The 26400-nt window shown below is 35.4% G+C and carries 34 protein-coding genes; 11 read left to right on the top strand and 23 right to left on the bottom strand.

Going from position 1 to position 26400, the window contains the following annotated elements; all coding sequences use genetic code 11:
- Positions 1–60 precede the first annotated feature (60 nt).
- From ACS604_RS06270 to ACS604_RS06250, 5 genes are all read right to left on the bottom strand, one after another.
- Positions 61–423, bottom strand: coding sequence for a NirD/YgiW/YdeI family stress tolerance protein (locus tag ACS604_RS06270; protein ID WP_107880893.1), 363 nt, complete (start codon positions 421–423; stop codon positions 61–63).
- Between the two features lie 110 nt (positions 424–533).
- Positions 534–965: an L-alanine exporter AlaE gene (alaE, locus tag ACS604_RS06265; RefSeq protein ID WP_474770811.1), complete on the bottom strand. Its 432-nt coding sequence runs from the start codon at positions 963–965 to the stop codon at positions 534–536.
- Positions 966–1052: 87 nt separating this feature from the next.
- Entirely contained in the window at positions 1053–1340 is a 288-nt protein-coding gene (locus ACS604_RS06260; RefSeq protein WP_049836941.1) for a hypothetical protein, read from the bottom strand.
- A gap of 269 nt (positions 1341–1609) precedes the next feature.
- Entirely contained in the window at positions 1610–1741 is a 132-nt protein-coding gene (locus ACS604_RS06255) for a hypothetical protein (RefSeq protein WP_004643213.1), read from the bottom strand.
- A gap of 152 nt (positions 1742–1893) precedes the next feature.
- A complete protein-coding gene (locus tag ACS604_RS06250; RefSeq protein WP_474770807.1) occupies positions 1894–2763 on the bottom strand; it encodes a LysR family transcriptional regulator in 870 nt (289 codons plus the stop codon).
- A 225-nt stretch (positions 2764–2988) separates the two neighbouring features.
- Between ACS604_RS06250 and ACS604_RS06245 the strand changes: the two genes are divergently transcribed.
- Positions 2989–3843: a DMT family transporter gene (locus ACS604_RS06245; RefSeq protein WP_151963071.1), complete on the top strand. Its 855-nt coding sequence runs from the start codon at positions 2989–2991 to the stop codon at positions 3841–3843.
- A 53-nt stretch (positions 3844–3896) separates the two neighbouring features.
- Here ACS604_RS06245 and ACS604_RS06240 read toward each other — a convergent pair whose 3' ends face one another.
- From ACS604_RS06240 to ACS604_RS06225, 4 genes are all read right to left on the bottom strand, one after another.
- Positions 3897–4160 (bottom strand): hypothetical protein, encoded by a 264-nt coding sequence (locus tag ACS604_RS06240; RefSeq protein ID WP_004791659.1) that lies wholly within the window; start codon positions 4158–4160, stop codon positions 3897–3899.
- A 161-nt stretch (positions 4161–4321) separates the two neighbouring features.
- On the bottom strand, positions 4322–5428 hold the full coding sequence (locus ACS604_RS06235) for a minor capsid protein (protein WP_174731725.1): 1107 nt from the start codon (positions 5426–5428) through the stop codon (positions 4322–4324).
- 159 nt (positions 5429–5587) lie between these two features.
- Entirely contained in the window at positions 5588–5830 is a 243-nt protein-coding gene (locus tag ACS604_RS06230; RefSeq protein WP_174731728.1) for a hypothetical protein, read from the bottom strand.
- 611 nt (positions 5831–6441) lie between these two features.
- Positions 6442–6756, bottom strand: a complete 315-nt coding sequence (locus tag ACS604_RS06225) for a winged helix-turn-helix transcriptional regulator (RefSeq protein ID WP_174731731.1) — start codon at positions 6754–6756, stop codon at positions 6442–6444.
- A 110-nt stretch (positions 6757–6866) separates the two neighbouring features.
- On the opposite strand from ACS604_RS06225, the gene ACS604_RS06220 reads away from it, so the two are divergent.
- Entirely contained in the window at positions 6867–7283 is a 417-nt protein-coding gene (locus tag ACS604_RS06220; RefSeq protein WP_174731734.1) for a carboxymuconolactone decarboxylase family protein, read from the top strand.
- An 83-nt stretch (positions 7284–7366) separates the two neighbouring features.
- Here the strand turns inward: ACS604_RS06220 and ACS604_RS06215 are convergent, their stop codons facing one another.
- The 6 genes from ACS604_RS06215 to ACS604_RS06190 all read right to left on the bottom strand — a co-directional run bounded on the left by ACS604_RS06215 (position 7367) and on the right by ACS604_RS06190 (position 10265).
- The gene (locus ACS604_RS06215; protein WP_174731737.1) at positions 7367–7939 is read right to left on the bottom strand and encodes a lysozyme; all 573 of its coding nucleotides are present in this window, start codon (positions 7937–7939) and stop codon (positions 7367–7369) included.
- A gap of 15 nt (positions 7940–7954) precedes the next feature.
- Positions 7955–8464, bottom strand: coding sequence for a hotdog fold domain-containing protein (locus ACS604_RS06210; RefSeq protein WP_174731741.1), 510 nt, complete (start codon positions 8462–8464; stop codon positions 7955–7957).
- Between the two features lie 184 nt (positions 8465–8648).
- Positions 8649–8849 carry a hypothetical protein gene (locus tag ACS604_RS06205; protein ID WP_004791647.1) on the bottom strand — a complete coding sequence of 67 codons (201 nt, stop codon included), beginning with the start codon at positions 8847–8849 and terminating at the stop codon, positions 8649–8651.
- A gap of 107 nt (positions 8850–8956) precedes the next feature.
- Positions 8957–9226, bottom strand: a complete 270-nt coding sequence (locus ACS604_RS06200) for a hypothetical protein (RefSeq protein ID WP_151963079.1) — start codon at positions 9224–9226, stop codon at positions 8957–8959.
- 290 nt (positions 9227–9516) lie between these two features.
- A complete protein-coding gene (locus ACS604_RS06195) occupies positions 9517–9891 on the bottom strand; it encodes a TonB C-terminal domain-containing protein (RefSeq protein ID WP_238612967.1) in 375 nt (124 codons plus the stop codon).
- Between the two features lie 149 nt (positions 9892–10040).
- The gene (locus ACS604_RS06190; RefSeq protein ID WP_238612969.1) at positions 10041–10265 is read right to left on the bottom strand and encodes a hypothetical protein; all 225 of its coding nucleotides are present in this window, start codon (positions 10263–10265) and stop codon (positions 10041–10043) included.
- A 267-nt stretch (positions 10266–10532) separates the two neighbouring features.
- Here ACS604_RS06190 and ACS604_RS06185 point away from each other — a divergent pair, with 267 nt between their 5' ends.
- Positions 10533–11255: a type 1 glutamine amidotransferase gene (locus tag ACS604_RS06185; RefSeq protein WP_474770800.1), complete on the top strand. Its 723-nt coding sequence runs from the start codon at positions 10533–10535 to the stop codon at positions 11253–11255.
- Between the two features lie 114 nt (positions 11256–11369).
- Entirely contained in the window at positions 11370–11891 is a 522-nt protein-coding gene (locus tag ACS604_RS06180; protein WP_474770798.1) for a hypothetical protein, read from the top strand.
- Between the two features lie 53 nt (positions 11892–11944).
- Here ACS604_RS06180 and ACS604_RS06175 read toward each other — a convergent pair whose 3' ends face one another.
- Positions 11945–12496, bottom strand: coding sequence for a TetR/AcrR family transcriptional regulator (locus ACS604_RS06175; protein WP_474770797.1), 552 nt, complete (start codon positions 12494–12496; stop codon positions 11945–11947).
- Positions 12497–13189: 693 nt separating this feature from the next.
- On the opposite strand from ACS604_RS06175, the gene ACS604_RS06170 reads away from it, so the two are divergent.
- Positions 13190–13525 (top strand): hypothetical protein, encoded by a 336-nt coding sequence (locus ACS604_RS06170; protein WP_312823915.1) that lies wholly within the window; start codon positions 13190–13192, stop codon positions 13523–13525.
- An 81-nt stretch (positions 13526–13606) separates the two neighbouring features.
- On the opposite strand, the gene ACS604_RS06165 is transcribed toward ACS604_RS06170, so the two are convergent.
- Positions 13607–13927: a hypothetical protein gene (locus ACS604_RS06165; protein ID WP_174730853.1), complete on the bottom strand. Its 321-nt coding sequence runs from the start codon at positions 13925–13927 to the stop codon at positions 13607–13609.
- Positions 13928–14077: 150 nt separating this feature from the next.
- On the opposite strand from ACS604_RS06165, the gene ACS604_RS06160 reads away from it, so the two are divergent.
- The 6 genes from ACS604_RS06160 to ACS604_RS06135 all read left to right on the top strand — a co-directional run bounded on the left by ACS604_RS06160 (position 14078) and on the right by ACS604_RS06135 (position 19754).
- Complete coding sequence (locus ACS604_RS06160) at positions 14078–14761, top strand: heavy metal response regulator transcription factor (protein ID WP_199964340.1); 684 nt, start codon at positions 14078–14080, stop codon at positions 14759–14761.
- Positions 14751–16127 (top strand): heavy metal sensor histidine kinase, encoded by a 1377-nt coding sequence (locus tag ACS604_RS06155; RefSeq protein ID WP_312823914.1) that lies wholly within the window; start codon positions 14751–14753, stop codon positions 16125–16127. Before ACS604_RS06160 ends, ACS604_RS06155 begins: the two co-directional genes overlap by 11 nt.
- Positions 16128–16393: 266 nt before the next feature.
- Positions 16394–16765 carry a copper resistance CopC family protein gene (locus ACS604_RS06150; protein ID WP_174730863.1) on the top strand — a complete coding sequence of 124 codons (372 nt, stop codon included), beginning with the start codon at positions 16394–16396 and terminating at the stop codon, positions 16763–16765.
- A 72-nt stretch (positions 16766–16837) separates the two neighbouring features.
- Positions 16838–17719, top strand: coding sequence for a copper resistance D family protein (locus tag ACS604_RS06145; RefSeq protein ID WP_474770793.1), 882 nt, complete (start codon positions 16838–16840; stop codon positions 17717–17719).
- Between the two features lie 513 nt (positions 17720–18232).
- Positions 18233–19063, top strand: coding sequence for a sugar phosphate isomerase/epimerase family protein (locus ACS604_RS06140; RefSeq protein ID WP_353156275.1), 831 nt, complete (start codon positions 18233–18235; stop codon positions 19061–19063).
- 73 nt (positions 19064–19136) lie between these two features.
- Positions 19137–19754: a LysE family translocator gene (locus ACS604_RS06135; protein ID WP_474770790.1), complete on the top strand. Its 618-nt coding sequence runs from the start codon at positions 19137–19139 to the stop codon at positions 19752–19754.
- A gap of 155 nt (positions 19755–19909) precedes the next feature.
- Here the strand turns inward: ACS604_RS06135 and ACS604_RS06130 are convergent, their stop codons facing one another.
- The 6 genes from ACS604_RS06130 to ACS604_RS06105 all read right to left on the bottom strand — a co-directional run bounded on the left by ACS604_RS06130 (position 19910) and on the right by ACS604_RS06105 (position 26394).
- Positions 19910–20467 carry a chorismate mutase gene (locus ACS604_RS06130; RefSeq protein WP_474770788.1) on the bottom strand — a complete coding sequence of 186 codons (558 nt, stop codon included), beginning with the start codon at positions 20465–20467 and terminating at the stop codon, positions 19910–19912.
- Positions 20468–20545: 78 nt separating this feature from the next.
- Positions 20546–21229 (bottom strand): SDR family NAD(P)-dependent oxidoreductase, encoded by a 684-nt coding sequence (locus ACS604_RS06125; protein ID WP_474770786.1) that lies wholly within the window; start codon positions 21227–21229, stop codon positions 20546–20548.
- An 11-nt stretch (positions 21230–21240) separates the two neighbouring features.
- Positions 21241–22002 carry an SDR family NAD(P)-dependent oxidoreductase gene (locus tag ACS604_RS06120; protein ID WP_474770784.1) on the bottom strand — a complete coding sequence of 254 codons (762 nt, stop codon included), beginning with the start codon at positions 22000–22002 and terminating at the stop codon, positions 21241–21243.
- 7 nt (positions 22003–22009) lie between these two features.
- Positions 22010–22696, bottom strand: a complete 687-nt coding sequence (locus tag ACS604_RS06115; RefSeq protein WP_443273229.1) for a glutathione S-transferase — start codon at positions 22694–22696, stop codon at positions 22010–22012.
- A gap of 228 nt (positions 22697–22924) precedes the next feature.
- Positions 22925–23944, bottom strand: a complete 1020-nt coding sequence (locus tag ACS604_RS06110; RefSeq protein WP_151963089.1) for a Csu type fimbrial protein — start codon at positions 23942–23944, stop codon at positions 22925–22927.
- Positions 23935–26394, bottom strand: a complete 2460-nt coding sequence (locus tag ACS604_RS06105; protein WP_474770782.1) for a fimbria/pilus outer membrane usher protein — start codon at positions 26392–26394, stop codon at positions 23935–23937. Before ACS604_RS06105 ends, ACS604_RS06110 begins: the two co-directional genes overlap by 10 nt.
- Positions 26395–26400 lie beyond the last annotated feature (6 nt).

Here is a 26400-nt window from a genome sequence, read left to right as displayed (position 1 = left end):
CTCCTAAAATAGGAGTTTTCTTTTTTTACTTTGAACAATATTGATATAAATAATCTAGTTTTATTTAATACGCTCAATCTTAAAAACTTCAATATCGGTAGGCTTAACTCGATGTGTATCTACCTCTCCTACAATACGCACTTTATCCCCAGCTTTTAGTTGTAGAGGCTTCCACAAGTCATCATCAATATCAATTACAATCGAACCGGTAGCATCTTTAAACTCGAAATGATCACCAGCAATATGCTTTACGATCGTACCCGTCAAAGTTACTCCAGATTCATCAGCCAAAGTTTTTGCTTTAGATACTGTGACTACATTTTTTGTCGCTTCTTTTATTAATGTAGCATCGGGTTTAGCTAATACCGCATTACTGCCCAATAAAGCCAACCCAGTGAAAGTTGCTAAGAATATTTTTTTCATTACCATGACCTAATTTTTAATGTTCTTAGTTATATAAACAAATTCTTTTAAAGTTATAGATTTAGCTTTTGTGGCTTTTTGTATCTTATAAGAGAGTTTCTTTAATCATGTCATGTAGAAGCACCAAATAATTTACGGCAAAAATTTAGAAAGACTCCATAAGGTCTTCCAGAAACGCTAATAATTAAAAGAATAGAACTGACAGCCGTAACTATCTGCACTAAAGTTGCTCCATTAAAAGCAAGTATCAAAATATAAAGTGGAATCTGGAATGTTAAATTAGCGAATGTGTCTAGCAAAAAGCTTTGTACAGCTGTTTTATGTCTTGCCCATATTTTTTTAAAAATCCAATCGCGATAAAACCCATATGGTCGACCAATCAGTAGAGAAACAGGTATTGCGGTAGCATGTATTTTAAATGTTTGTTCAAGTGTCAGACCCGTAATTACTAGTTCAACAAAAGTACCTATGGCTAACGAAAATAGAACCATTGCAAATGTATCTGCAAAGAATTTCTTTAGGTTCTCTTTTGCAACAACCATTTATAGCCTTTAGTTTTGTCATGAATTTACTTAAGAAAGCATGTTTCTTAAGTAAATTAAACCCAGCATTAAAATATAACTTAATTGTTAAGCTACAAGTTGGCCTAAATTCAATAAAATATTTATGGCTTCTGTCTCATCCTCTGTTTGCCCAACAATCATTCTGTCATATGAAATTCCACCAATCTCAATATAAATTTTTGGATGAGGAAGCTGAGGGATATAAACTTTGAGCGGTTGATAAAGAGCAAGAAGATAACCAAATGAATCATAAGGATAATGATCATCTTTTAATGTCTTCTTTATCACCATATAAGTGTTCAGAATATCTAGAATAAAACCATATTCATTTTCAGAATGAAATTTAGCGTCCATACCTACCTCCTTGATTAATTAATATTTTTATAATCAAATTTAAAGGTTAAATTTCTGATCTGATGGTGTAACCAATTCACTTTAAATATAGAGTTATATTTAAAGTGATTCCTGTTGAATTAAATATATTTAAAACCAAGTATATTAGTCAACATATTTTGAACAGTGCCATTAAAAATAAATATTTCGAGTTACAAATCACATTTTAAGATTAAAATAAAAAGATATAAAAAAACCCATCTTACGATGGGTTTCGAAATTCATCTGGATTATGAATCTTTGTCCATTGAATGAGGAGTAGTCGTTTTATCTTGCTGCTTTGTATCGTTTTCACCTTGGCAAGCACTCACACTTAAAGAAATAATGGCAGCTAAACCCAAGGTAGCCATAATTTTTGTCATATTTCACCTCATGAATTATTCAGATAGTGAGTTAATAAATACTTTTTATTAGTTTTACGATCAGCATAGGTTTCTAGGCTTTTTTGTAGATTTAACGCAAAAATGTAAAGCGCTTTAGTTTCACCTTTGAATGTCAACTTAAAATTTGGTCATTAAACATTAACTGAGTGTCTGAGCGTTTTAATGAGTAATTCATATAGGTGGTCTACAGCTTTTGACTCTAAAGAAGACCTACTCCGATAAACAGCAGCCTCCATCGGCTCTAATGGCCCAAGTCCATGATCTGCACCTAATATGGTTAAATGCTCAGGTGCACTGCATTGTGTGAACACAGCGATTGCTAAACCGCTTTCAACTGCTGCAATCTGACCAGCTAAACTTGAACTGTTGTACACCACACGGTAACGGCGCCCTTGTAATGCCAAAGAATGAATAGCACTCTTTTTGGCTTGGCTGGTACTTTCGTAAACTGCAATTGGAAGCGGATCTTCTCGCCAGAGTTCAAATTGTGGAGAACCAACCCATACCATTGGTTCATGAAATAACAGTGTTCCTTGACGAGCGTTATCTCTTGAAATTAATGCCAAGTCTATATCACCACTTTCTACTCGTGGAATTAAAGAAGTCGACTGCTCGCAGATCAATTCAATTTCAACACCTCCGTAACGTGGTGCAAAACGTTTAAGTACGGGCGTTAAATATTTAGCAGCATAGTCATCAGGTACCCCAAGACGTATACGGCCCTTTAATTCATCTCCGTGAAATGCCATTTGAGCTTCAGCATGTAAGTCGAGAATTCGGCGTGCATAACCTAAAAGTAGTTGTCCTTGTGAGGTTAATTCAATTTGCCGATGTGTTCGTATTAGAAGTTGGCAATGGAGAGCTTCTTCTAGCTTTTTCAGTTGCATGCTAACCGCAGACTGTGAGCGATATAACTCAGGTGCTGCATTCGACAATGAGCCTGTATCAACGACTGTGACAAAACACTTTAACCAATCAATCTGTAAGTTTTTTGTATTCATTACGATTTATCTATTCGATTTTCAAATAGTATATAAAAGAATTATGCGCTTTTCTTTATCTATTCTCTCTCCCATACTGAAATTAGAAGAAGTTAAAACAATTCATTTTTCTAAAAGAAGCTATCCGTGAATTGGTTAATGTCTGAATAACACGTTAATAGCGACACCTACTCACAATTTCATCACTTCGTATTTCTTAGGTATTACGCACTAGGAGGAGGTTTTATGCGCCTAAATAAACAAATGCTTGCATCACAAAGTGCGACATCTATTTTTGTTTTACTTTGGGGAAGTGCCGCAATTTTTACTCGTTGGGGACTCGATAATGCCTCACCCATAGCCTTACTAATTTTACGGTTTTCTACTGCTTTAATTGCTCTGTCGCTACTAGCTATTTTTAGAAAACGACTTTTACCCAAGCAGGGAACCCGAAAGCAAGTTTTATTAACTGGATTACTCATGATCGCAGGTTATTCAATCTGCTATTTTAAAGCCATGGCTTATGGGGTCACGCCTGGTTTGATGGCCACAATTATGGGAATACAACCCATTTTAACACTTTGCCTTTTAGAAAAGAGTTTACAAAAAGAAAGGCTTTTCGGTTTACTCATTGCTTTAGCTGGACTCATTCTTTTAGTCTGGAAAAGCCTGACGATGTCGTTTATTGCGCCAATCGGCATATTCTTTGCCTTGGCTGCCCTCATCTGTATAACCTTTGGGGCTATCATGCAAAAGAACATTCAGCAGGCCCCGACAGATGTCTTACCACTACAATATGTAGTTAGCCTTGTAGTTTGCTTATTGATAGTTCCTTTTGAACATTTTGAAATAACGTGGAATTCACAACTGATTATTTCGGTCTTATTTCTTGGAATTTTAATTTCTGTAGTTGCGCAGCTTTTACTTTATCGACTTTTAAGTCAGGGCAATATTGTCAACGTGACAAGCCTGTTCTATTTGGTTCCCATTGTTACTGCGCTCTTAGATTTTCTAATTTTAAAAAATACATTACCTCTGGCAGGTTTAATTGGAATGATTGCAATTTTACTAGGCTTATTGCTTGTATTTAAAAAGAAATAACTCATACAAATAATATAGAACCCTCAACTGAGGGTCTTATTTTGAGTAAAAATTTAATCTAAGTTTTTCCAGTCTGTACCAATTTGAGCTAATGCTGGAAGCTCATCACTATTAAAAACATTAGAATTACGATCAATTGCAAATCGATAAATGGGCATAGAATCAGCTTCAGTTTTCTTAAAGAAACTGAAGTTTTCATTAAGATGATAATTCCCCCCTTCTATTGATTTTGTTGCTGTTCCTGAGGGTATATGAGTATAACTTTCACACTCTACTTCAACATTATTTCCGGCAAGATCTTGGTAGGAAAATTTCATGTTTTAATCCTTTCTAAATTTTTATGATTGAGAAAAACTTAACATGCTATCTGGCTAGATTATTGAAACTTTTTTAACTAATTGTTTAAGTGTGTATATTTGGTTAAAAATAAAAAAGTTATTCAAGATAAAAATCCTATTTGAAATGCTTCTGCTCTCACTCACAAATCCAAAAATTTTAGAGCCCGCTCATCAAGTTCTTTAAGTTCCTCAAGCGTATATAAGCGCCCCTCTGGGTCAAAAAACTTATCAAAATCGAATTGCCCTTCTTTATATAATTGATATCGTTTAGGCCCTAACCATTCTTTTTGAAAGAAATCATCTGTCAGTTTAAAAAACTCTTTAAAAGAAGTATTTGCATCTAGATGACCAATTAATTGTTCGCGCTCGTCTTTAGGAATATCTTTAAATTTTCTTTCATCCATAATGAAAGCTCGACTGCCAACGAGCTGACCATCCTCAAGAGTTGGAACTAAAATGCTGCGGCAATGCGGATGTAAAGGAGGAACTTTTTTTGCCGGATCGTTAAGCTGCCATACCGAACCATCAAGTGAAGCGCATGTTTTCGATGTCCTTCCATCAAGAACACTTACAAATCTGACATATTCAAACTTTAATTGTTTATAACTATTTAAATATGCCTGATTAGATATATGGCTTCGAATTGTACGTACAGTTCGTTCAATATCTGTTTTAGTACTATTGAGTAGCCCATCTTCATATTTAAGACGTTTAGTTCCATGAATACGCTGAATAATTTGTAGGGTTGTAGCACCAATATTAAGCCCATCTCGAATCGCATATTCAACTCTTTGACGAGCTAGCTCAGCAATTTTAGAGAGTAGTTCATCTACTAATGCTCCACCCGCTAAAGGAACACGTTTAGCAGCTTTATAGAGTTGCTCGCCTTTTAACTCTTTATGTTGGCCACCAAAAATTTTTGACATATATCTGGCTTCATAGAAAGCCAATGCCACAGCAGAAATTGTAAAAGTGTCAGTGAGAGCTTCATTAATCAAATTAAACCACTGAGAAATTAGCGCACGTATCTCTCTTAAATCGGCTGTTGAATAAATTCCACCAGCCAATGCTGCTTTTTCCTTTTCATTTAGCTCATCTAATAAGTTAGCCAACTTATCAAGCATGGTAACCGTTTCAGAATTAAATAAATTGAGAAGTTCGTTGACCGATCTTGATGATGCTCGATATAGATAGGCCTGATGTTGAGTCAAAATATCAAAAAGTGTTTTTTGATGAAGATTAGCCATAAAAATTTACCTCTACAGAAGTGCTTTTTTATTGTTTTGCTATTTATATTTCCAGTATCACTAGATTAAGTTATGACTAACAAGCACACCTACGTAAAGTTATTTAGCTAAATGCTCATCCTTGTAATGCGTTTTTTATAAACGTACCTTAAACCTCATCTAAATAGGATCTTTCTTGCTGAGTAAAACAGCATTACTCGGAATACTTTTAAGTATTTTCTTTTGTTGTTTCAGCCATTCTTTAGAAAATTTTTTATCAGATTGTTCCGAAAAGTTATCTTTAGGCTTGTTATAGGAAGCATCACGCATATTTTCAGATCGTACACACGGCCAATTGTTTAATTGGGGTGTCAACACAGCATTACTTACCAATGAAAGCTCTTCTAATCTAATCAAATTCATCTCTACTTCCTTACTTCCCTCTAGCGTCCTCACTCTTCAATTGATTCATACAAAGCTTTATTTTGAATAATCTATAGACGGCTATTGTTTATTCCCTAAACCGATCCAATTAGGGCTACACACAAATAACATGCCTTCAAAAATGCAAAGTGCAAATTTTGTGTATTGATTTATCAAACATGTAAGTTGCTATAGGAATGAATAAATTGAGTTTAAATAGAGTGATGAAGATATTTAGAATGTTTTCTTCTTTGTTGCTTCAATTTCAGATATACTGAACTTAGTATGAGATGAGCCTTATATAGTTCATTGCTAGATCAATGAACGACTAAGCCCTTCGCTTTCGAGCAAGGGCTTTTTTAATGCCTAAAATTTGAGAAAACTTATACTTATATGAACTGTCTGGTCGGCCATCGGTTTGCCTTTATAGATCAGGTCTGTTAGATTGGTCTTGTTCATCAACTCCTATTGTCGATGAATACTGAAGCCTGATTCGTAGCATCAGGCTTTTTTAATGCCTAAAATTTGTATAAATGATCCTGCCCAAATGATGACATGTGATCTCGGTACGATCCGAAACAACGTAAATCAAACTATAAAATAAACCAGCCTTATCTTACTTTTAGCCAAGTGCCTACTTCTTTTAGTACATCAACTAAACTGTTTAATTTCTTGCCATCTTCGGTTAGTGAGTACTCAACTTTAACAGGAACTTCCGCAAAAACTTCTCTGTTAATAAACCCTTCTTCTTCAAGAAAACGCAATTCTAAAGTTAACATTCTTTGTGAAATATTAGGTATTGCGCGTCTGAGTTCATTAAAGCGCATAGGTCTTTCGATGAGAAATGAAATAATTAACATTCTCCAGCGACCACCCAATACTGTCATTGCCTCTTCTACAGAACAGCCAGAAATATTATCTTTCATTGTTTAATTAGGTATAAAAAATATACCTATATAACAAAATAGTGCCTAATTTACAATCTATACCTAGTGGTAAATAATAGTTTTTTATCACGAAAAGACTGACCTTTATTATGGAATATAAAGAAGTTGCTAAAAAAACGATTAATCATTTGTACTCAGCACATGCATCTATTCGTAGCTCAGGCATCGACCCTCAAATCATTGCTTTAGCTGAGTTGTATGTGTCACAAATTAACGGCTGTGCTTACTGCTGCGCTTTTCATGCTCAGGAATTAAGAGATATGGGAGTAAGCCAAGAAGTCATTGATAAAATTCCGGGCTATAAACATTCGAATGCCTTTTCAAAGAAACAACATCTTGCTCTTGAACTTGCGGAGGCAGTCACTTTTCTATCTGACAAAATTGAAACTGTAAAAGCTCATTTAACTGAATATTTTAGTGACAGAGAGATTGTAGAGTTAACGACCAGCATTTCGCTCATGGGGGCTTTAAACCGGCTTAGAATCACTTTAGGTGATAAAAGTTAATCTATTCACCTCCTATATGAAAAAAGCCCTAATTATTTGGGGCTTTTAATGATTTTTGAGAAAGTTTAATAAAAATTGAAGCACTATTTTGACGATAAAAATAACTTCTTTTCGATTGCACGACGATTCACCAGCCCTTGCAACCGCTTACCGCCAGCATTAATCCAAACATCAAACTGGTTAGCAGCTTCTTTATAATTACCTAAATTTAAATTTTTGAGTAAGGTCGAGTTTTTAAAAGCCCCGACTCCAATGTTATAAGCTAAAGAGACTAATGCATCGAATTGATTCTGTTTTAAAGGCACAGTTACCGAACTATTTATTGCATGTTCAAATATCTTTAAATCATGCTGCATATAAGCTTTAGCCTGTTCAAGTGTGCATCGGTCTCCTTCACTTACACGCTGACCATTAGGATACCGCGTCGTGCCATATCCAATAGTCCATACCCCAGTACCATCGTCATAAGCACTAAGTTTTAATCCTTCAAAATTACAAATTAGGTTTACACCTTCCAAGCTAAGAGACATCTCATCAACAGCGACACCTATCAATTCATCGCCATGATCAATTGCTGTAGCAATCTGATCCGCTGCTGCATCTTGCTGAGACTTAGCAGTAAAAAATTTGCGGAGATAATCCAATATTTTTTGCATTTAATGCCCTGTTATTTACTTTTTCTCTGTAACCCAAAGCGTAATATACCCTTGAACTACAGGCTGCCCATCCGCTCTATAAGCATTAACTTTTACTTGCATATCTCCAACTTTCCACTCGTCATCAATTGTTGCTACTAACTTAATATCAGAATCTGCCTTCGCTACATAATTTACGCTCATACCTTTAGGTAACCATCTTAAATGTTGAGGTACTGATGCTTCAGCTAATACACCCATGACAAATTCCAGCCCATTACATATGGCAATAACGTGTACAGTTCCGATATGATTTTCGATTGATTTATTTTTTTTGATTGAAGCTTCGCACACGTTCAAATCTAATTTTTGAATCATTGGATTTACAGTCTGAAAATATGGAGCCACTCGGCTAACAACTTTTGATAATAGTGTTAATCCGCCCGGTACATTTTTCAAAGTCTTAAATGCGAGCAGAATATCATTGACCGGTGGAAGTGCTTTATTTTTGATTTTGTTGGTAAATGTAGAAATATAAATACTCATAGTTTTACTTCAATTCGAGAATTAATCATTCAATAAATATATATGTACCTACTTCTACACTCATTGCTTAGTTCTCAATTTTTTGAGTCATTAATGATAATGATTAAATAACCTCGAACGTAGCGTACTGTTTGACTAGAAATCCCAAATATTAAAAATGCCCAATATTGAATTGGGCTTTAAATTATTCTTCAATTTCGATGGGATCACCATCTTCAGGGCGAATGTGACGCTCACCATCATCGGCCGGATCTACACTCGAGCCATCTTTGGTGATGCTGTTATATAACTCATCCTCTTTTTTATCATCGATAAATTCTTCATCGGCAAAATCGAGAGGCTCTTCATCATCGTCAAAATTTAAGGGTTTTTCTTCATCTATCATGAGATTCATCCTCTACTTAACTTGTGTCTTTCCATGCTTAAATAATTAATGGCTACATTCAACCCTAAACAATCATCATTTGTGTAACTGACACTTTAGGATACGTTTTAGTTTTTGGTATTTTCAAGATGGTTCAAAATACTACTAATTTTTAAAAGCAAGTAACCAAAAAGTAGCCCATTAAATATAATGAAAAGACCGACTGTAACCATTTCTTTAGACCAGACTTGAATAATGTCTAAATTATCATTTCTTGTTTCAACTTGCCCATATGACAAAATAAAGGCTATTCCCAAAACAATTCCAAATAAAATTATGCCCCATGCGACAATTGAGGTAGCCTTACTTTCACTATGGGGTTTGCTTACTTGACTCATACTTTTTCATGTCACATTTTAGGACTCATATCAATTTTTTATATTAATTTAAGGCCTATTTAAAGTTTTGTTTATGTTATGTTTTGATAGCAATGTAAGTAATCTTTATATTTTGTTTACCTCTCCATCAACTGTCTTATTTTCAATTTAAGATAATATGTTGCTTTTAATTTTGAAAGAAATCTATATACAATTTTAACTAACTACCTCCGCTGTTTTATAAAATAAAAGAGCAAATTTATATACATTAATAGTTTTAAATTTGCTCCCCATGCTGAAGAAGAACTTACTTATTTAACCTGAAATTTCATATTGAATTTTCTTGCTTGCTTTCTTACTTCAGGGTTTGAAGGCAAAGCAAATGGGCTTGCACGCCAGATTGCCTTTTCAATACTTGTTTTAAATTTTTGTTCTTCTTTATCTAAAAAGATGATTTGCTCAATTTCTCCACTGTCAGTTAAAAATACTTTAACGCTTGCACTCATACCAGCTGAAGACGCTGGAATATCCCATATTTTATAAATTTTCTTTTGATATTGCTTTTTATATTTTTCAGCTTCTGAAGTAATTTTATTATCTGTAACTTGAACAGGTGCAACCTGTTTATGGCCAGTCGCACACCCAACTAATAAAAATAAAGAAGCAATAATAGTGAATTTTTTCATTTAAAATACCTTTTTTCAATAATTAAAATTTAACAGTTTAAATTTAAAAAAACCACCCGAAGGCGGTATTAATCACTGATTATCCCTAGCCAGCAAAGGTAGTAGGTCATCCCGATCTACCTTTGTTTAAATTAATTTTTTATTTTTCTTTAAAAAGGGACTTCGTAACGAAAATTCATATTTGAATTTTCTGGCACATTATAGACATCTTGATCAGTAAAAATTCCATGTTCAGGTGTTTTAAAACTATTAAATGCCTTATTGACTGGAACATTTGGAGCGTTATTTAAATAGTTTTCTTGAGAATTATATGGAGATGAAGCACAGCCAATCAGCCCAAAACCTAATAAAGATATAAGTAGAAATGTCTTCATAAATTTTGACTACCGTTATAAAAGCCACACAACTTAACAAATTGAACAGCTATTGTCACACCGAAACTATTTAGCAATACTTAACAATAATTTTATAAAACTCGCATTAATAAAATGAGTAACTCTATTTAAATCATATAAAATCCATACACCTGGACCATATAACTTTTAAAAACTGGATGTATTAAATAAAGCCTACAGCTCTTAATCTACCCTCGACTTATAACGAATGATCTATTAATTAACGCTTAGATTTTGAGGACGAACATGCGCCTACATTTTATTGTTCATGAAGATTTTGAAGCACCCGGTGCATATGAAATATGGGCTCAAAATAATGACTTCAAAATTACATATTCAAGAGTATATTTAAATGAAGCTTTGCCATCTTCTGCTGAAGATATAGATTTTCTTATTGTGATGGGTGGTCCACAAGATCCAGATACGAGCCCAGAGATGTGCCCTCACTTTAATTCATTAGCTGAACAATCAATTATTAAAAAAGCGATTGAAGCAAATAAAGTAGTTATTGGGGTATGTTTAGGATCTCAATTGATTGGCCAAGCTTTAGGGGCCAAATTTGAGCATAGCCCTGAAAGAGAAATTGGCAAATTTCCAATTATGCTTACAGAATATGGCATAACAAACTCCAAGTTTTCACACTTAGGAAAAATGACCGAAGTTGGTCATTGGCATAATGATATGCCGGGTTTAACTCCCGACGCAAAAATCATTGCTTTTAGTGCAGGTTGTCCAAGACAAATTATTGAATATTCAAAATTAGTGTATGGATTGCAATGTCACATGGAATTAACTACAGAAGTTGTTGAATTGCTGATTCAACACTCAGAAGCCGAGTTAAATCAGGCTCAACATTATAAATTCGTGAATAGTCGTGAAGAATTACGGAATCACAATTACCAAGAGATGAATCAAAACCTCTTTATTTTTCTGGATAAACTGAAAGAAGCATACTCAAAACAACATTAAAAAAATGAGTGTAAAAAGCCTTCTCAACTTGGCTTTTACACTCGTCTATAGATCTTATTATTTACTAGATGATCAAATCCACTCAAAATTTAATCTCCAAAAAAATCAACTTTAATGTTACAATACAGTGATTTACTCAATTTCAATTGGACTTCAAAAGAAATGAATAGATTGTTATTAATTTTTTTATCTTTAAATATTAGTCTTTTTTCTCCCGTAGCTTTTTCTGAAACAAACACATTTCAAATGAAACAAGAATATACCCCTCCTAACTTTAACCAGCATAAGAGCATGCTTGCAGTAAACGCAAATTCTCAAGAACATAAATTTAATGGGCAACCAAAAGAGTTTTCTAATTCTGGTACTAATCATCAAAATGTAGATTTTTTTGAAATTGCAAAACAATATCAGGAAAAGGAAACTAAGCCGTCTTACTCTACTGAAGAAACAGTCAATATGAGTGATCATGAGCGAAGTCTTTACTACATTAGAAATCATGATAATGTTGGCATTCAAAGAGAAATTAATGGTCAGCAGTTTAAGTCGCTAAGACAACAGCGCGATAAAGGCGTGATTTCAAATGATGTATATAAAGAAAAAGTCTACAAAATCTTAAGCCAACCTTCTTTTAGATAATTTAGAAGCCCTCACCAGAGGGCTTTTCTTTAAGCATTAAAGTTTTCGCAAATTTAAGCGAGCATCGACATAAAATATTCTAATAACTTATCTCTTTCATCGATCTTATCTTCACTTAAAAGCTGAACCATTGCCCCATCAATCACAAATAAAAACATGTAGGCGTCTTCAAGTGTAGCGGTAACTTTTACGGTTAAAATCAGCTTATAAATTTCTTTAATGAACCAATTTCGATAGTCAATGACGACCTTATAGGCGGTGGGATAAAGCTTTTCAATTTCAAAAATGGCTTTAAACTGCAAATGGTAAAACCCTTCTAAATCAGCATGTAAAAAGAAAATTTTCTTTAATTTATCGAAAACCATAAGTTCACGGTACGAATGAATAATAGAAAATACCTCGTCTTTTAACGCATCTTTTTGAAAAGTCAGACACATTTCAATAAGTTTTGCTTTAGATGGAAAGCAGTTGTAAAAAGTGGCTTTTGGAATTTGGGCCTCACTAACAATTCGGTCAATCCCGATGTAAAACCCATATTGATTAAATAAGTCTTTTGCTGTGTGGAGCACTCTCAGTGCTCTAAATGAAGCTTCTAAATTTGGCATATTTGTACTATTTAAAATAAATTTTTGTTGTATATAAAGCAGATAGAAATGCCATCACTCTTAAAATGAGCGCTAAAAACAGGCATACGAAAACGACACAAAAGTGGTGTGCTCGCCTATCTCAGGTTTTATTGTTTCTATAATTTTTTAGTCGTAATGATCTAAAGGTGTAGAAAACCTATAGTCGATTAAACCGTTTTAAAAACTGTTTAAATGGTATGAATAGAGAGAATTTGGCAAAGGCCAAGAAATAAGAAGAATTAGTACGCATAGCGGACTCCTAGATGAAATAGAAGTTCTGCCAAATCACTGCTAAATGATTATGGTGGCAGAACGAAGAAGGGTTAGCAGACCAGTCATCTAGGAACCGGCACGCCCGAGGGCGTCCCTCCTCCGTCCTACCGCTACGAAGGGAGACGAACGAGTTCGACACCAAAAAATTGCTCTTTTGATGTCCTAGATGAAAACGGTCTGCTAAAACCGACTGGCAATGTGGCCAGCAGGCAAAGAATAATCGGAGAGGTTTAGGGTGTCAATGTGATATTGGCTAGAAAACGGTTAAATAATTATTGTTTTTCATTAGATTAGAGTATTTAATTATTTAGTAAAAAACTCATTATTAGCTCATCTTTAATTAATATGAACCACTACTTAATAATATATTTCATCAACTACTTTAAAATAAGGATAATTATGTTAGACCTAGACGAAATGAATGGGAATTTTTTTAATTTTGATCATGTAGATACATTCAAGCTAGAACATGATCCTATAATGAATTGCTACAACCTTGTTTTGATTCTATCTAAGGATCTACATGATCTTTCAGCCCCAAAATTCACTGTATGCTTTAACCATATTTCAGATTTAAGTCTCAATGATAGTTTTAGAAATAATTCTCAACAATTCCCTTCTTTAATTATCGAAAAGCATAAAAATCAGTGGGATAATGTTAATTATGAAATCAGACAAGTGGAAGATGAAGACTTAAGTTTCAAATGCAAGAGTTTTACTGCTTTCTTAACTTAATCTCTTATTGGTTCCGCAAAGAACACTGTTTAAGCATACTTACTAAAACAGTGCTCTTTATTCTCTTATATATTTACTCTTTTACTTATTAGACATATTCATCATTTTAGAATGATCCATATTCATCATCTGTGAATGGTCCATTTCGCCCATTTTTGAGTGATCCATTTGAGACATATCTGCCATGTTGCCATGCTCATGATGCATCTGGTCTTGTTGCCCTTTTTCATCATTGTTCATGCTACACGGTTTAGTACATTTTTCTTGCGCTTTAGCGTTTGCCTTGATTTCCGCATTGGTAGCCACTGTTTGCTTAGCATCTGCTGCCCAAGACTGGGTTCCAGTGATTAATGCTCCAACACACATAAGCGTTGTTAAACTACGACGAAATAAGATTTTCATTTTCTAGTCCAAAATTAACTTTATATAAATACCATATAGGCTTCGGGCGGACATCTAGGTGACCTGAAAATGACATTTTTGTAATCTACGTCGAATCATGTATTTATAACGTTATTATATTCTAAATGAATGATATGAGATTTTTTATAAATGAGAATCTTATTGGTTGAAGATGAAATAAAAACAGGTGATTACCTTAAACAAGGTCTATCTGAAGCTGGATATATTACCGACTGGGTCACCGATGGATTATCGGGTAAACATCAAGCTCTTTTAGAAGAATATGACTTAATTATTCTGGATGTAATGTTACCGAAGTTAGATGGTTGGAATATCATTAACGATATAAGGAAAAGCGGCAAAACCATGCCTATTCTTTTCCTTTCAGCTCGTGATCAAATTGAAGACAGGGTTAAAGGTTTAGAACTCGGAGCAGATGATTATCTGGTCAAACCTTTTGCTTTTGCGGAGCTGCTTGCCAGAATAAAAAGCCTACTCCGTCGTGGGCAACAAAAAGAAGATAGCAATCTTATTACGATTGCCGATCTTGAACTTGATTTGCGTAAGCGTCGTGTTACTCGAGCTGGTCAACGTATTGACTTAACCGCTAAAGAGTTTGCATTGATGGAACTATTCATGCGAAGACGTGGAGAAATTTTACCTCGAACGCTCATTGCCTCTCAAATATGGGATATGAATTTTGATAGTGATACCAATGTTGTAGAAGTCGCTATTAAACGCTTAAGAAATAAAATTGATAGTAATTTCACTCCTAAGCTGATCCAGAACATACGTGGAATGGGGTATGTTTTAGAGGTTGAAGATGCCGAATAAACTGTTTAATGCGATCAGTTTTCGTATTGCAATTATTTTCTCTTTCTCTACTGTTCTTATCTTAATGATTATGGGATTGGTCATTCACCAACTCGTCATGCATCATTTTGAAACTCAAGATAGAACTCAATTAGAAGGAAAAATTCAACTTGTAGAAAACTTGCTTGAACAGAATTATCAAAACCCATCTGAATTAAACGTATATTTAAAAGATGCCTTAGTGGGACATCATGATTTAATCGTGCAAATAGAGCGGCCAACTGGTCAAATTATTTTTAGCTCAGCGCCTACCGTGCTTAACAGCAAAACATTAGTAAAATCTAAACATGGCCTGTGGCTTGAGTGGAAAGTTAAAAATAAAATATATCATGGCTTAGTTTATAAAAAGTCTTTTGATCAAAACACTGCTATTCCATCAGCTCGAATTATTGTGGGTATTGATACATCGGAACACCTACATTTTCTAAATGATTTTAGACGTCAGCTCTTATATATCGGCGTTATCGGTACAATTTGTTTGATGCTGTTGGGTTGGGTTGCTGCTTGGCGAGGACTCCGTCCAGTTCAAAAAATGGCAAAGGTTGCCGAAGGTATTTCAGCTCAGCATCTTTCCGAGCGGTTAGAAGTCGACAACACACCAACTGAACTAAGATCACTAGCTATCGCATTTAACGATATGTTAGATCGACTAGAAACAGCGGTAGGAAAACTCTCGGATTTTTCATCTGATCTTGCTCACGAAATTAGAACACCGATTAATAACTTGATGACTCAAACCCAAGTTTGTTTATCGCGTAACCGAGATATCTCAACCTATCAAGAAATTCTATTTTCTAACTTGGAAGAGTTTGAACGTTTAGCCCGAATGGTCTCCGACATGCTATTTCTTGCGAAGGCTGAACACGGCTTACGTATAGCAAACTTACAGCAAGTGAATTTAGTCGAAGAAGTCTCTGCATTATTTGATTTTTATGATGCTATTGCTGCTGAAAAAGGAATGTCACTACAACAAACTGGCCTAGGTTACGTCGAAGGTGACCCTTCGATGTTACGCCGAGCACTTAGCAATCTTTTATCAAATGCAATTAAATATGGAAAATCAGATTCGGTCATCAAAATTAAATGCCAACAGAACATTGATACAACTGTACTCACAATTCAAAATGAAAGCTCGCCCCTATCACAAGAGCAACTCTCTCGATTGTTTGATCGTTTTTACCGTACCGATGCATCCAGACAGCGAGTTGAAGAAGGCACAGGTTTGGGCCTAGCAATTACCAAATCTATTCTTGATGTACATGGCGCTACAATTCAAGCTAGCTACGCTGAGGGACAAATAATTTTTAAAATTATATTTAAAAAATAACTCTATTTCTGATTTCGCGTATTCATTCAAATATTGAATTGAAGTATGTAAGTGGTCTAACTAGAAAATATTACCAAAACAAAAATAGCTTTAATGGCTGCTGCATGCTGAAATTTTAAAAATGACAAAAATGTAATTTTGAAGTCATCCCCCCGTTTCTCTCTATCTTGAATAATAGATCTACAAAGCGTGTGACCATTAAAGCACGTTCTTTATTTTAATTTGGTCATGACTGAATCAAATATTCGTTTTACGAGGATAACAACATGAAGTTTTTTCACAATAAGATGACTGCTCTACGAAACGTTTTAGTAGGAGCGACTCTAGTTGTTGCTGCTTCAAATGTATTCGCACATGTCAGCCTTGAAAGCGCAAGCCCCAGCATTAATGCTGTAGTCGTAAGCCAACCTAAAAATATAACGCTTAATTTTGGTGGCGAAGTTATGTTAATGAACGTCAAGTTACTTGATGCTCAACGTACAGATATCCCTTTAAATTACCAAGTCAGTCATGATTTAAAAAAATCATTTAAATTCGCTGTACCTAACCTGAAGAAAGGAAAATATACCGTAGTCTGGACCACAATGGGAGCCGATGGTCATAACATGAGTGGCGAATACAACTTCACAATTAAATAAACCAGAAAAATAAAAAATCATGATCAACATGCTATTTGCTTTATAGCATGTTGACCTAACTAGAGAAAAAATATGATTTCTGAAATTTGGATATATGCCACATGGTTAATTAAAGTCTTTTTATATCTAGGCGTCTCTTTTGTTATTGGGGGTGCTTTCTGCTATTTCTTGCTTGGTCACTATGTAGAAATTAAAAGAATTATTATCAAATACATCACTATCGGTGCAGGGTTAGGACTAATCTCAAGTGTTTTGGGTTTCTTTATTCTGATTGGTAGTTTTGCCAATACTGGCCTTTCAGGCATGTGGAATAGTAATTATATAACCATACTCATAAGTACCCCTACTGGGCATGCCCATATCATTCGATCAATCGGTTTTCTGCTTTTATTGTTCTTGATGCTCATAAAATTAAGCAGTGGAACTAGCCAGATTTCTAAAATTGAAGGAACAATTTTCGCGCTACTATTAACGCCCATTGTTTTCAGTTTTTCTCAATTAGGTCATGTCACCAATTTACCCTTATTTGCCCAAATTTTACTGTCAACACATGTATTGGCAATGTCTTTATGGATGGGGTCGCTCTACCCGCTATGGAAAACAAGCAAAATAATTAAGGGCTTACCTTTAAAAGAGCGTATGCATCTTTTTGGAAAGATTGCAGCCGTTATTGTCGGAACCTTACTTGCCTGCGGTGCCAGTATTGCCCTGCTTTTGCTTAAAGATTTCAATACGTTGCTCAATACTTCTTATGGTCACGGATTCATTATAAAACTACTTTTTATTCTAGGTATTTTGCTGCTAGCTGCCTTTAACAAATGGTATTTCACCCCTCGCTTACAATATTCAAAATTTGCAAATCAGTTGGGTTATGCCATTTTATTTGAAATGACTTTAGGCCTAGCTATTCTTTTAACCACTAGCTACATCACAACTGTCGTTGGTATTGAATAAAGAGGAAATCTATAACAGATCAGCCTCTATTTAGGATAGTTTTAAATTTAATCATTATAGAGTGAAATCAATAATGATTAAAATTCAAACTACAATTTAGTAATTCAACTTTATTAGATAATATTATTATTTATATAATGTATGTAATTCGAACCATCAAACAATTAAATTTTTCATTAGCCTATTAAACATACAGAGTAAAATCTGTAATATAATGCTAATAAGAAAAAATCGGTAAAATTTAAATAATAATAATTAGTAACTATATATATTAAAAACCAGTTATTTTTGAGTATATCTAACGAATCCAAAAAGAATATTTTAAAGGCCGAGCCTAAATATTTTGATAAATTATGCAATATACAGATCTGTCTGTATAAACATATACCCTTCTTAAATATATTATACTTTAGTCTAATGTTTTTGTGGCGAAATAAAAATAAGATGTCGGCTGGGTAACGAGTGAATAAATAATTACACCCAAAATATCATTAATAAATCAGGAACATAACAATGACTTCGCCTTTAATGAATAATTACCTTAACTTTGCTTCTGGGATTGCCCATCAGCAGTATTTGCCAGCTGAAGAAGGTATTCTTAGAGCATTTAACGATGGTTGCACCCATTGGTATGTGGATGGAAGTTTACATGGGGAAATGGTTCCAGACTGGTCTTCTGAACGAATCGAAAATCTAAATAGCTTAATCAAAAAATATAATGTACAACCTATTTTCCATGGTAACTTCAAAGCACCATTAGGTAGCGATGTTGATTATTTACGAGAAGCAGCCGTTGTATATGTTAAAAAAGAAATTGATATTGCCGCAAAAATTGGGGCACCTTTAGTTATTCACGGTGGTGGTATTGTAGAACCAAAGAAAATTGTATTGGCTAAACAAAAAGCTCTCGATAACTATATTTTATCTGTTAAAGAATTAGCTGAATATGCAGCTGAAAAATCAGTTGATATTTATTTAGAGAATTTATCAAATTATAAAAACTATCGCCCTTTCCATTATGTATTTACTCACATGGAAGAATACGATTATGTTTTTAATAAAATTGATCATAAAAATGTCTATTTCTTCTTAGATGCAGGACACGCAAATGTGGGTGAAGGTGACCCAGTTGCTGTGGTAGACAAATACCATGACAAAATTAAAGGTATTTCTTTTAGCAATAATAATGGTGAACAAGATCAACACTTTAGTATTGGTCGCGGTACTGTAAATTATTCTGACTTTATCGAAACAATTAACCGCCACAATTGGAAAGGTCTTGTTGCCTTTGAGGTGAGAGACAAAACTACTTTAGATTCAGTTAAAGAATTGGCAAGCGCATAAAACTAAAAGCCTTCTGAGGGACATCAGAAGGCTTTTTTAATTTAAATAATTCATTTTTAAAAGGATATATTAAGTGAGTGGTTTACTAGTTTTCATAACAATTGCCTTTCTTACGCTATCTAGCCCAGGCCCTGGCGTTTTATTTACAGTTACAAACTCAATCAATTACGGAGTTCGTACAGCCCTATTTGGAATTATTGGGTTAATTATTGGCATGTTTGTCATTGCGGTCATTTCGGCGAGTGGAGTGGGTTTAATCATTACCAGTAATCCCACTATTTTTACTGTATTAAAATTTGTTGGTGCATTTTATTTAATGTATCTAGGCTATAAAAACTTTGTAAAAACATCACCTTCTCAAGATTTATTAGACACTGAAAAAAGTGAAAAAGCGGTAAGTAAATCTAAATTATTCTATCAAGGATTATTCGCGTCACTTCTTAACCCAAAAACGATTGTTTTCTTTATTGCCTTATTTCCACAATTTATTGATATAAAAGAAAAAATAATAAACCAATTTTTAATACTTTCTTTAACTTTTTGCCTAATCGGGTTCTTAATTCATTTGGTATACGCTAATTTTTCTTCAATTTTTAAAGAAAAAATGCTGTCTGGAAATAACTTTGCCAGATTAAATAAAATCAGTGGCTGTATCTTTTTTATTCTCGCTGTTTTACTGATTACTCAATAAATGAAAAAACAGTTATAAACGCTTTTAAGCTAAAAGCGTTTATCCTTTAAAGTATTTCCGCACTCATCCGACGTCTGTTCTACAAATTTAAGCTTGAAGAGATTGCTGATTTAATCTGGATTGAATCAGCAATCTATATGCCCTGCTTTATAAACCTATTGTTTTAATTTAATTTTATTTAATGTCATACATAAAACTTTTTTATCGGCCTCCTTAAGTTGAGGATGCTGTACAGACCACATATAGCTACAGCTATGAGGTGCTTTGTTATTATTTTTTTTAAGTTCATAGGCAATATTTTTTAAAAGCTCAGTATTTAGTGTACTAATTTTTAAACGTACTTCGGCTAAATCTTGCGGTTTCCAATTGGTTTCTGGACTCGACAACCAGTCTGCGCGATATCGGTACTGAATTGCTTTGGCAACATTCATTTGAGTCACAATAAATGGCTTAACTGTTTCACTATTTAGGCCAAAAGAATCAGCTTCAGAAAGTGATTGATCAAGAACTTTCTTTTCTTGAGTTAAATCTTCAATCGGCAAATGCTGTTCTGCTTTATAACCCGCGACATCTTTCATATAAGATAAACGCTCGTTAATTAAACGAGCAGTTTGATCATATTCATATGCTTGCGCTAATAAAGAAACACACATGAAAACTGCCAACGTACAAACCACTTTAACAGCTGGCTGAGCACTCTTAATTTTTGTCATGTAAATACCTATCGAAATTATTGTTCTGTCGTCATTCCAGATCAGTACTGTATTTTAACAACATGCGAAAGTAAAATTTCAAGATAGGCTGAGTTCTTGGCTCCACGCCGAATCAGGCTGCTGATAGATATGTTGGCACACTTGCTTAACAGATGAAATAAAATGCTGGCTCTGTCCATCCCATTTTTCAACCATGCAATAGCTAATATGAATGCCTTTAGGATGAAACTCTCTAGCTAATGACTGCGCTAAAGCACGAATACCCGCAAACATGCTCTGGCTTAACACATCATAATGAGTCGAGTTGTTAAATGGCGCGCCAAGAAAAATAACAGTGCCCCGCTGCTGCTTTAACATCGGCTTAATCACAGCTTGCGCCACACTCACCGCACTTAAACCTGTGGTCTGCCAATTGTGTTCAATCTCTTCTAAAGATAAAGCCTCAATATTGGGCGAAGATGAAAAATTCGGCTGAAACACACAGAGTTCAATTGTATGTCTTTGATTGGAAATATAACGCACCAAGCTTTTTAAATGATCTGCATTTACTAAGTTCAAATGAACTGCTGTTACGCCATCGTTGATGGAGTGAACTTGGATTTTTTGCACAGCTGAATCATGCACAACTTGATAAAGGTGTAATGGAAATTGTGCGTTTTTATCTAGAACTACAAAATCACGCTCGATTAGATGTAAATCATGACCAGCAACGACAACACAGCCCTGCTTTTTTTGAAATCTCTGACATATTTTTTTTAGCATTTTCGTCTCTCTCAAAATTTTTCTTGGTAAGGGCGTAAATCGAGTTCATGTGTCCAAAGCTTCGGCGTTTGTTGGTAAAGCATCCAATAGTTTTCTGCAATGGCATCAATATTGAGGCCACCTGTGCCACGTGTAAGTCGGGCTAACCGCCCCAGACCAAATAATGCTTTATTTACCCTATCGCCATCGACCATTCCATCAATAATCACATGAGCAATATGTATGCCTTGTGATTTATAAATTTGAGCTAGATTGAGTGCATAAGCCCGCAAAGCTGATTTACTCATGGTAAAAGCTGCGAAAAAAGGTTTCCCTCGCAAAGAAGCGCTCGCACCTGTAAAAATAAGCGTACCGTGGTTTTGATCTTTAAAGATTTTCAGACAGCTTTGAGAAACTAAATAAGCTGATAAAAAAGTGGATTGCCACATTTGCGTAAAAAATGACAGTGGACTTCTTAAAAAGATTGAGGGAATATTTCCCCCCACATTATGAATGACAGCAGTAATACGCTCATTTTGACTAGTGATTGTGTCAAACAAAGCTTGTACTTGTTTTATATCCTCTGCATCTAGGCGAAATGCAACTGCGTCTCCACCTTTCGAATGAATTTCGGCAGCCACTGCTTCAATTTTCTGGAAAGTACGCCCAGCGACATAAACTTTTAAACCTTCTTTTGCAAAGCGATGGCAGACTGCTGCGCCAATACCTTGTAATGCCCCAACGCCAATGACAACTGCACAATCTAATTTTTTATCTGGTGTTGCTAATGTCATGGTCATTTCACCCTGTTTGTTTTTTATACCATAAAGCAATAAACGGACGATCCAAAATTTCTTTACTAAATTTTTTGCTTGTGCGTACCACTTCACCAAGTTGAGCGACCACAGCAATGTCGGCAATGGTCTGAGAGTCTCCAACTAGCCATTCACTTTGCGATAAAACTTGTTCGATACGGTCGAGGTGTCTTCTAAACTCTGCTTCAACATTTTCAGCTTTCATTCGACCTAGACCTTGAAAGAAAAGCTGTGTTTTTAACTCGGCTAAAATAAATCCTTTTACCATTGGTCTTTCATACGCTGGGCGGCCTACGCTGCTAATACGAATGGCTTCTTTTAGAGCTTCTGGGTCATTTACGCGTAAATAGACTTCAAAGAAATAAAGAGATTCATCTGCCCAGTCTTCCCACAGCTCTGCAAGTGCTTTTTGGCTTGGATCTTCTGGATAAAGCCGTGGTGTATCTGGATAAGTTTCTTCTAGATAGCGGGCAATTCGAGTACTGTCTTGAATCCGCTGTCCATTATGGTCAATTACAGGTACCTTGCCCACTTTACTGAGTAAAGGAACTTTAGCCCCCAGAATGCCGTTATAGTTCACTGTTTCAAATGAGATTCCTTTAAATTTCAAAATTCTTGAAACTTTCTGACAAAATGGGGAAATTTCCCATTGATGCAAAATAATATCCGACATTAGTTCACCTTTATTTTAATTGCCTATTTAGCCAACTAGTTCTTTTTTAGAACTAATCAATAAATATACAGAATGTATTTTTAAATCAAACCATTTTTAATGACGAATAAGTTTTAAAATGCCAAAATTAATTGATTTATATCATTTTATGTTTAGCCATTTTTAATGAATATAATTGAAATTACGCGGAACCATGCGACTAAAATAGAACCGCGTATATTTGATAAATTAATAAGTCACCGTAACAACAACACTATCAGAATAAGTGCCTGGTGTACTTGCAATGGAAGTACCTTGCGGAATTTTTCCATAGACTGGCGTAGTTTGAGCGCTACCTGTTCCTGTGCCAGACACTCCACCCGCCCCTCCAACATTAGTCACGCCTCCTGTAGCATCCCAAACCGTACTATAGTTGGAGTCTTTATATAACTGGTAGGGAATAAATTCATTATTGCTATTAATCATACGTCTAAATCCACCCGCTATACGATTGTTTCCATCTCCTAAATAAATGCTATATGGCGTTCCATAATTACAAGTCGAATTTACAGCTCCTTGTGCTGTGTAATCACGCTTGGTTAGGCTAATATCATTTATATTGCCGAAATCTACAGTCGAGGTCGAGTTTAATTGGCACAGACTTGGAACCACAAAATTTGCTGTTAGCAGTGTATCGCCTGAATCCCAGCCACCAAGTAAATCACCACATGACAAACCCAAAAGATCCATATCCCAATACAACCGAACCGAAGCCGTATATGTTCCTTTAGGATAGGCAATGAGTGATCCCGTTCGAGCTGGTACTTTCACATTTACTGAGTAACTCACAATATTATTTGATGCGATTGTTGCTACTGGTCCATACCACACATTAGAGGTTAGATTATTGGTAGAAGACCCCGCTCCACCTACAATTCCGGTTACCGTGTAAGGTAATGAAACATTGTTAATTGCATTTGTGGTTCCCGTAAATACGGTTTTCATACACATGAAATTAGAAATCTGGGGAAGTCCTAAATTCGTGCAAGTAATTGTGCCTGAAAGGTTTACAGTTGCATCACTATTAATATTTGCTGCAGTGTAGGTAAAAGTACTATTAGTAGTTCCGCTTACTGTACAAGCAGCATGTGCTGGACTAAAAAAAGCATAAACGAGATAAAATAAGCAAATGCCTATAAAGTATTTTAAAGACAATGAAAATTTCTTATAGCTCTCTATTTGAGCCTTATTCATAATATTTAATGACATATATAAGGTCCCAATTTCTTAGTTGAGTACTGATTACTGTTATATGTGAAGTCAACTTGGCATGAGCCATGATCCAAAAGATCGACTTCAAGTTTATTTTGCTTTAATAGGTTTGGAATAAATACTTCACCGTCGTAGCCAACTACACCATCTTGCTGACCATTAATATGAACCGTATAACCTGGTAATAACGGTGAATTGTTTGCATCAACAAGTTTGACTAATCCAGAAATGACCTGATGAGCACCAAAGTCAATAAGACCACCTTGGCGATAACCCACCACTGTTTTCTGATCTGTAGACTTCACGCTCCAATTCAAAGGTAGATACGATGGATCTAAATAAATATGGTTTTCCTTATATGGCATGAGGCTTGGAATCAGAAATCTTCCAGAATTATCGGTTACGCCTAAATTTACCCCGCCATTTATAATCTGACTCTTCGGCCCAGCATTGGTCACAACTGCATAGCCCTCACCAATTTCATTAGCCGCAAAAATTCGCCCTGCTGCCGCAACCAATGATCCTGTGGCTGAAAGTGCAACTTGGTCGTTATCCCCAATTCGGTTGTATCGACCAGTTAGGTAAGCTGCACGAGCACGGTAAGAAGCATAGACCGATGCATTGTTTTGATTCGCATCCTGATCGCGCTCAACATAACCTCCCCATCCAAATGAACCGATTTGTGGTTCTGATAAGCCGAATATTTCTTGACGGTAACTCAGCCTGCCACCATCATTAGATACACTTGTAATCGCATTGATTCGGGTAGATGGTGTATAACGCAGCGCAAAGTAAATGCCATAGTCTTTTTGGTGTTCATAATCTTTATACGCTGATGCATAAAAGCCCCAGTTTTTGTTCAGGCTTCCGCTTAAATTGGCAGACACTAATTTATTAGAGTTGTCGCTATATTTGATCTGGTTATAGCCCAGATAAGCACCATAGCCTGCGTAAAAATTATAGTTAATGCCTGCCCTAAAAATCTCATCTGCCAGCGCACTGTAGCTCAGATAGTTCTGTGGTTCAGGAGTCATCTGGTTATCTTTTAAATATCGAACTTGAGACACACGGGCAAGGTCAAAGTAATTATCAAACACTTTGCGGTAGCTGGTATTAAACGAAATATTCTTACTAATGCGTCCTTCTAAACCCACTAGAGCAGAATAACCGTTTTCATCTTTATACTGACTCGCTGCAATATCAGCATTAATCACCCCAAAACCAAACAGGTTCTTGGCAAAACCAGTGCCTAGATTTGATAGGCCATCTGTTGAAGCCTCTGCACCACCGCTTAAGGTCAGCGAGTTGCTGTAGCCATATCGAATCGCACCCGAAGCAAAAGTGGCATCATCATAATCGTTGGAAAACAGTCCGTAGTTATAGCGTGGAACACCGACATCTACTGAGAATTCGTTAATGCCTTTTGCCAAAATTTTGGATGAAAAATAGTAAGCCTGTTTGGTAATGCTCTGCTGACCCGTTGCATCGGTGGTCACAAGTGTGACTTCATTACCTGAAATAAACGGGAGCTGTTTAATGTCAAATGGACCTGATGGCACAAGGCCTGAATAAATCTTTTGTTGGTTAACGTATAAATCTAAAGTTGAAGGAAGTGCGGCTGAGCCAGAAAATTGTGGGAATGCTGAAGTGACAATATCACCTCGTTGAGTATAAGCACTCGACCATTGAAAACCCGCCAAACGTATACTGCTACCCCAGTCAGAACTATTGGAAATAAAGTCCCCTAAGGTATATATCCTGATCTTTTCTGGATCTACGTACTGCCACTTACTCTCCAAGCGCACCCATTTTTCATGGCTATAACTCGTTTCATTACTACCGTTGTATAAAACACCCGAAGAAAAGTTACCGATTGCGCTGTTAAAGATCCCTTCTGCCGAACCTGAAAAAACATTCTCATCATTGGTTACGGTGTTATACAGACTGTAGTTCAGAATAGCCGCGTTTAAGGGCTTCATTTTCAGCAAATGTTGGCTAGTAGCCTGCTGGCCGCTTAAATCGACTGAGTAACCCGTCAACATGTTCGATGGAACTTGTAAATTTAGAGCCTGTTCATTCTCTAGATATTTGAACCGGATTCCTTTTAGTTCATTAATACACAACCATTCGCTATCAGGAATGTACTCATCCATTTTCACTCTTAAAGTTTTTAAGGCACCTGAACGAATATATAGTTTTCCATCCTTAGATTGCTTCGCAGCAACTAAGTCTTCAGAGGCATTAGAATTAATAGAAACATTTAAAAATAATTTAATGAAATTAACATCTTGATCCTGCTCATTCGTCTCTAATTGTGTATATTTATTATTACTACCAACAGATTTAGGAACACTGGGAACTGCAGTATTCGTATGATCTTGTAACTGTTCGGCAAAAGAATATGCAGGAAAATACGTAACACATAAGACACCTATAATGTATTTCATATAAGC

The sequence above is a fragment of the Acinetobacter sp. Li1LvA2 genome, assembly GCF_056156705.1.
This window is presented reverse-complemented; position numbering and strand designations above follow the sequence as displayed.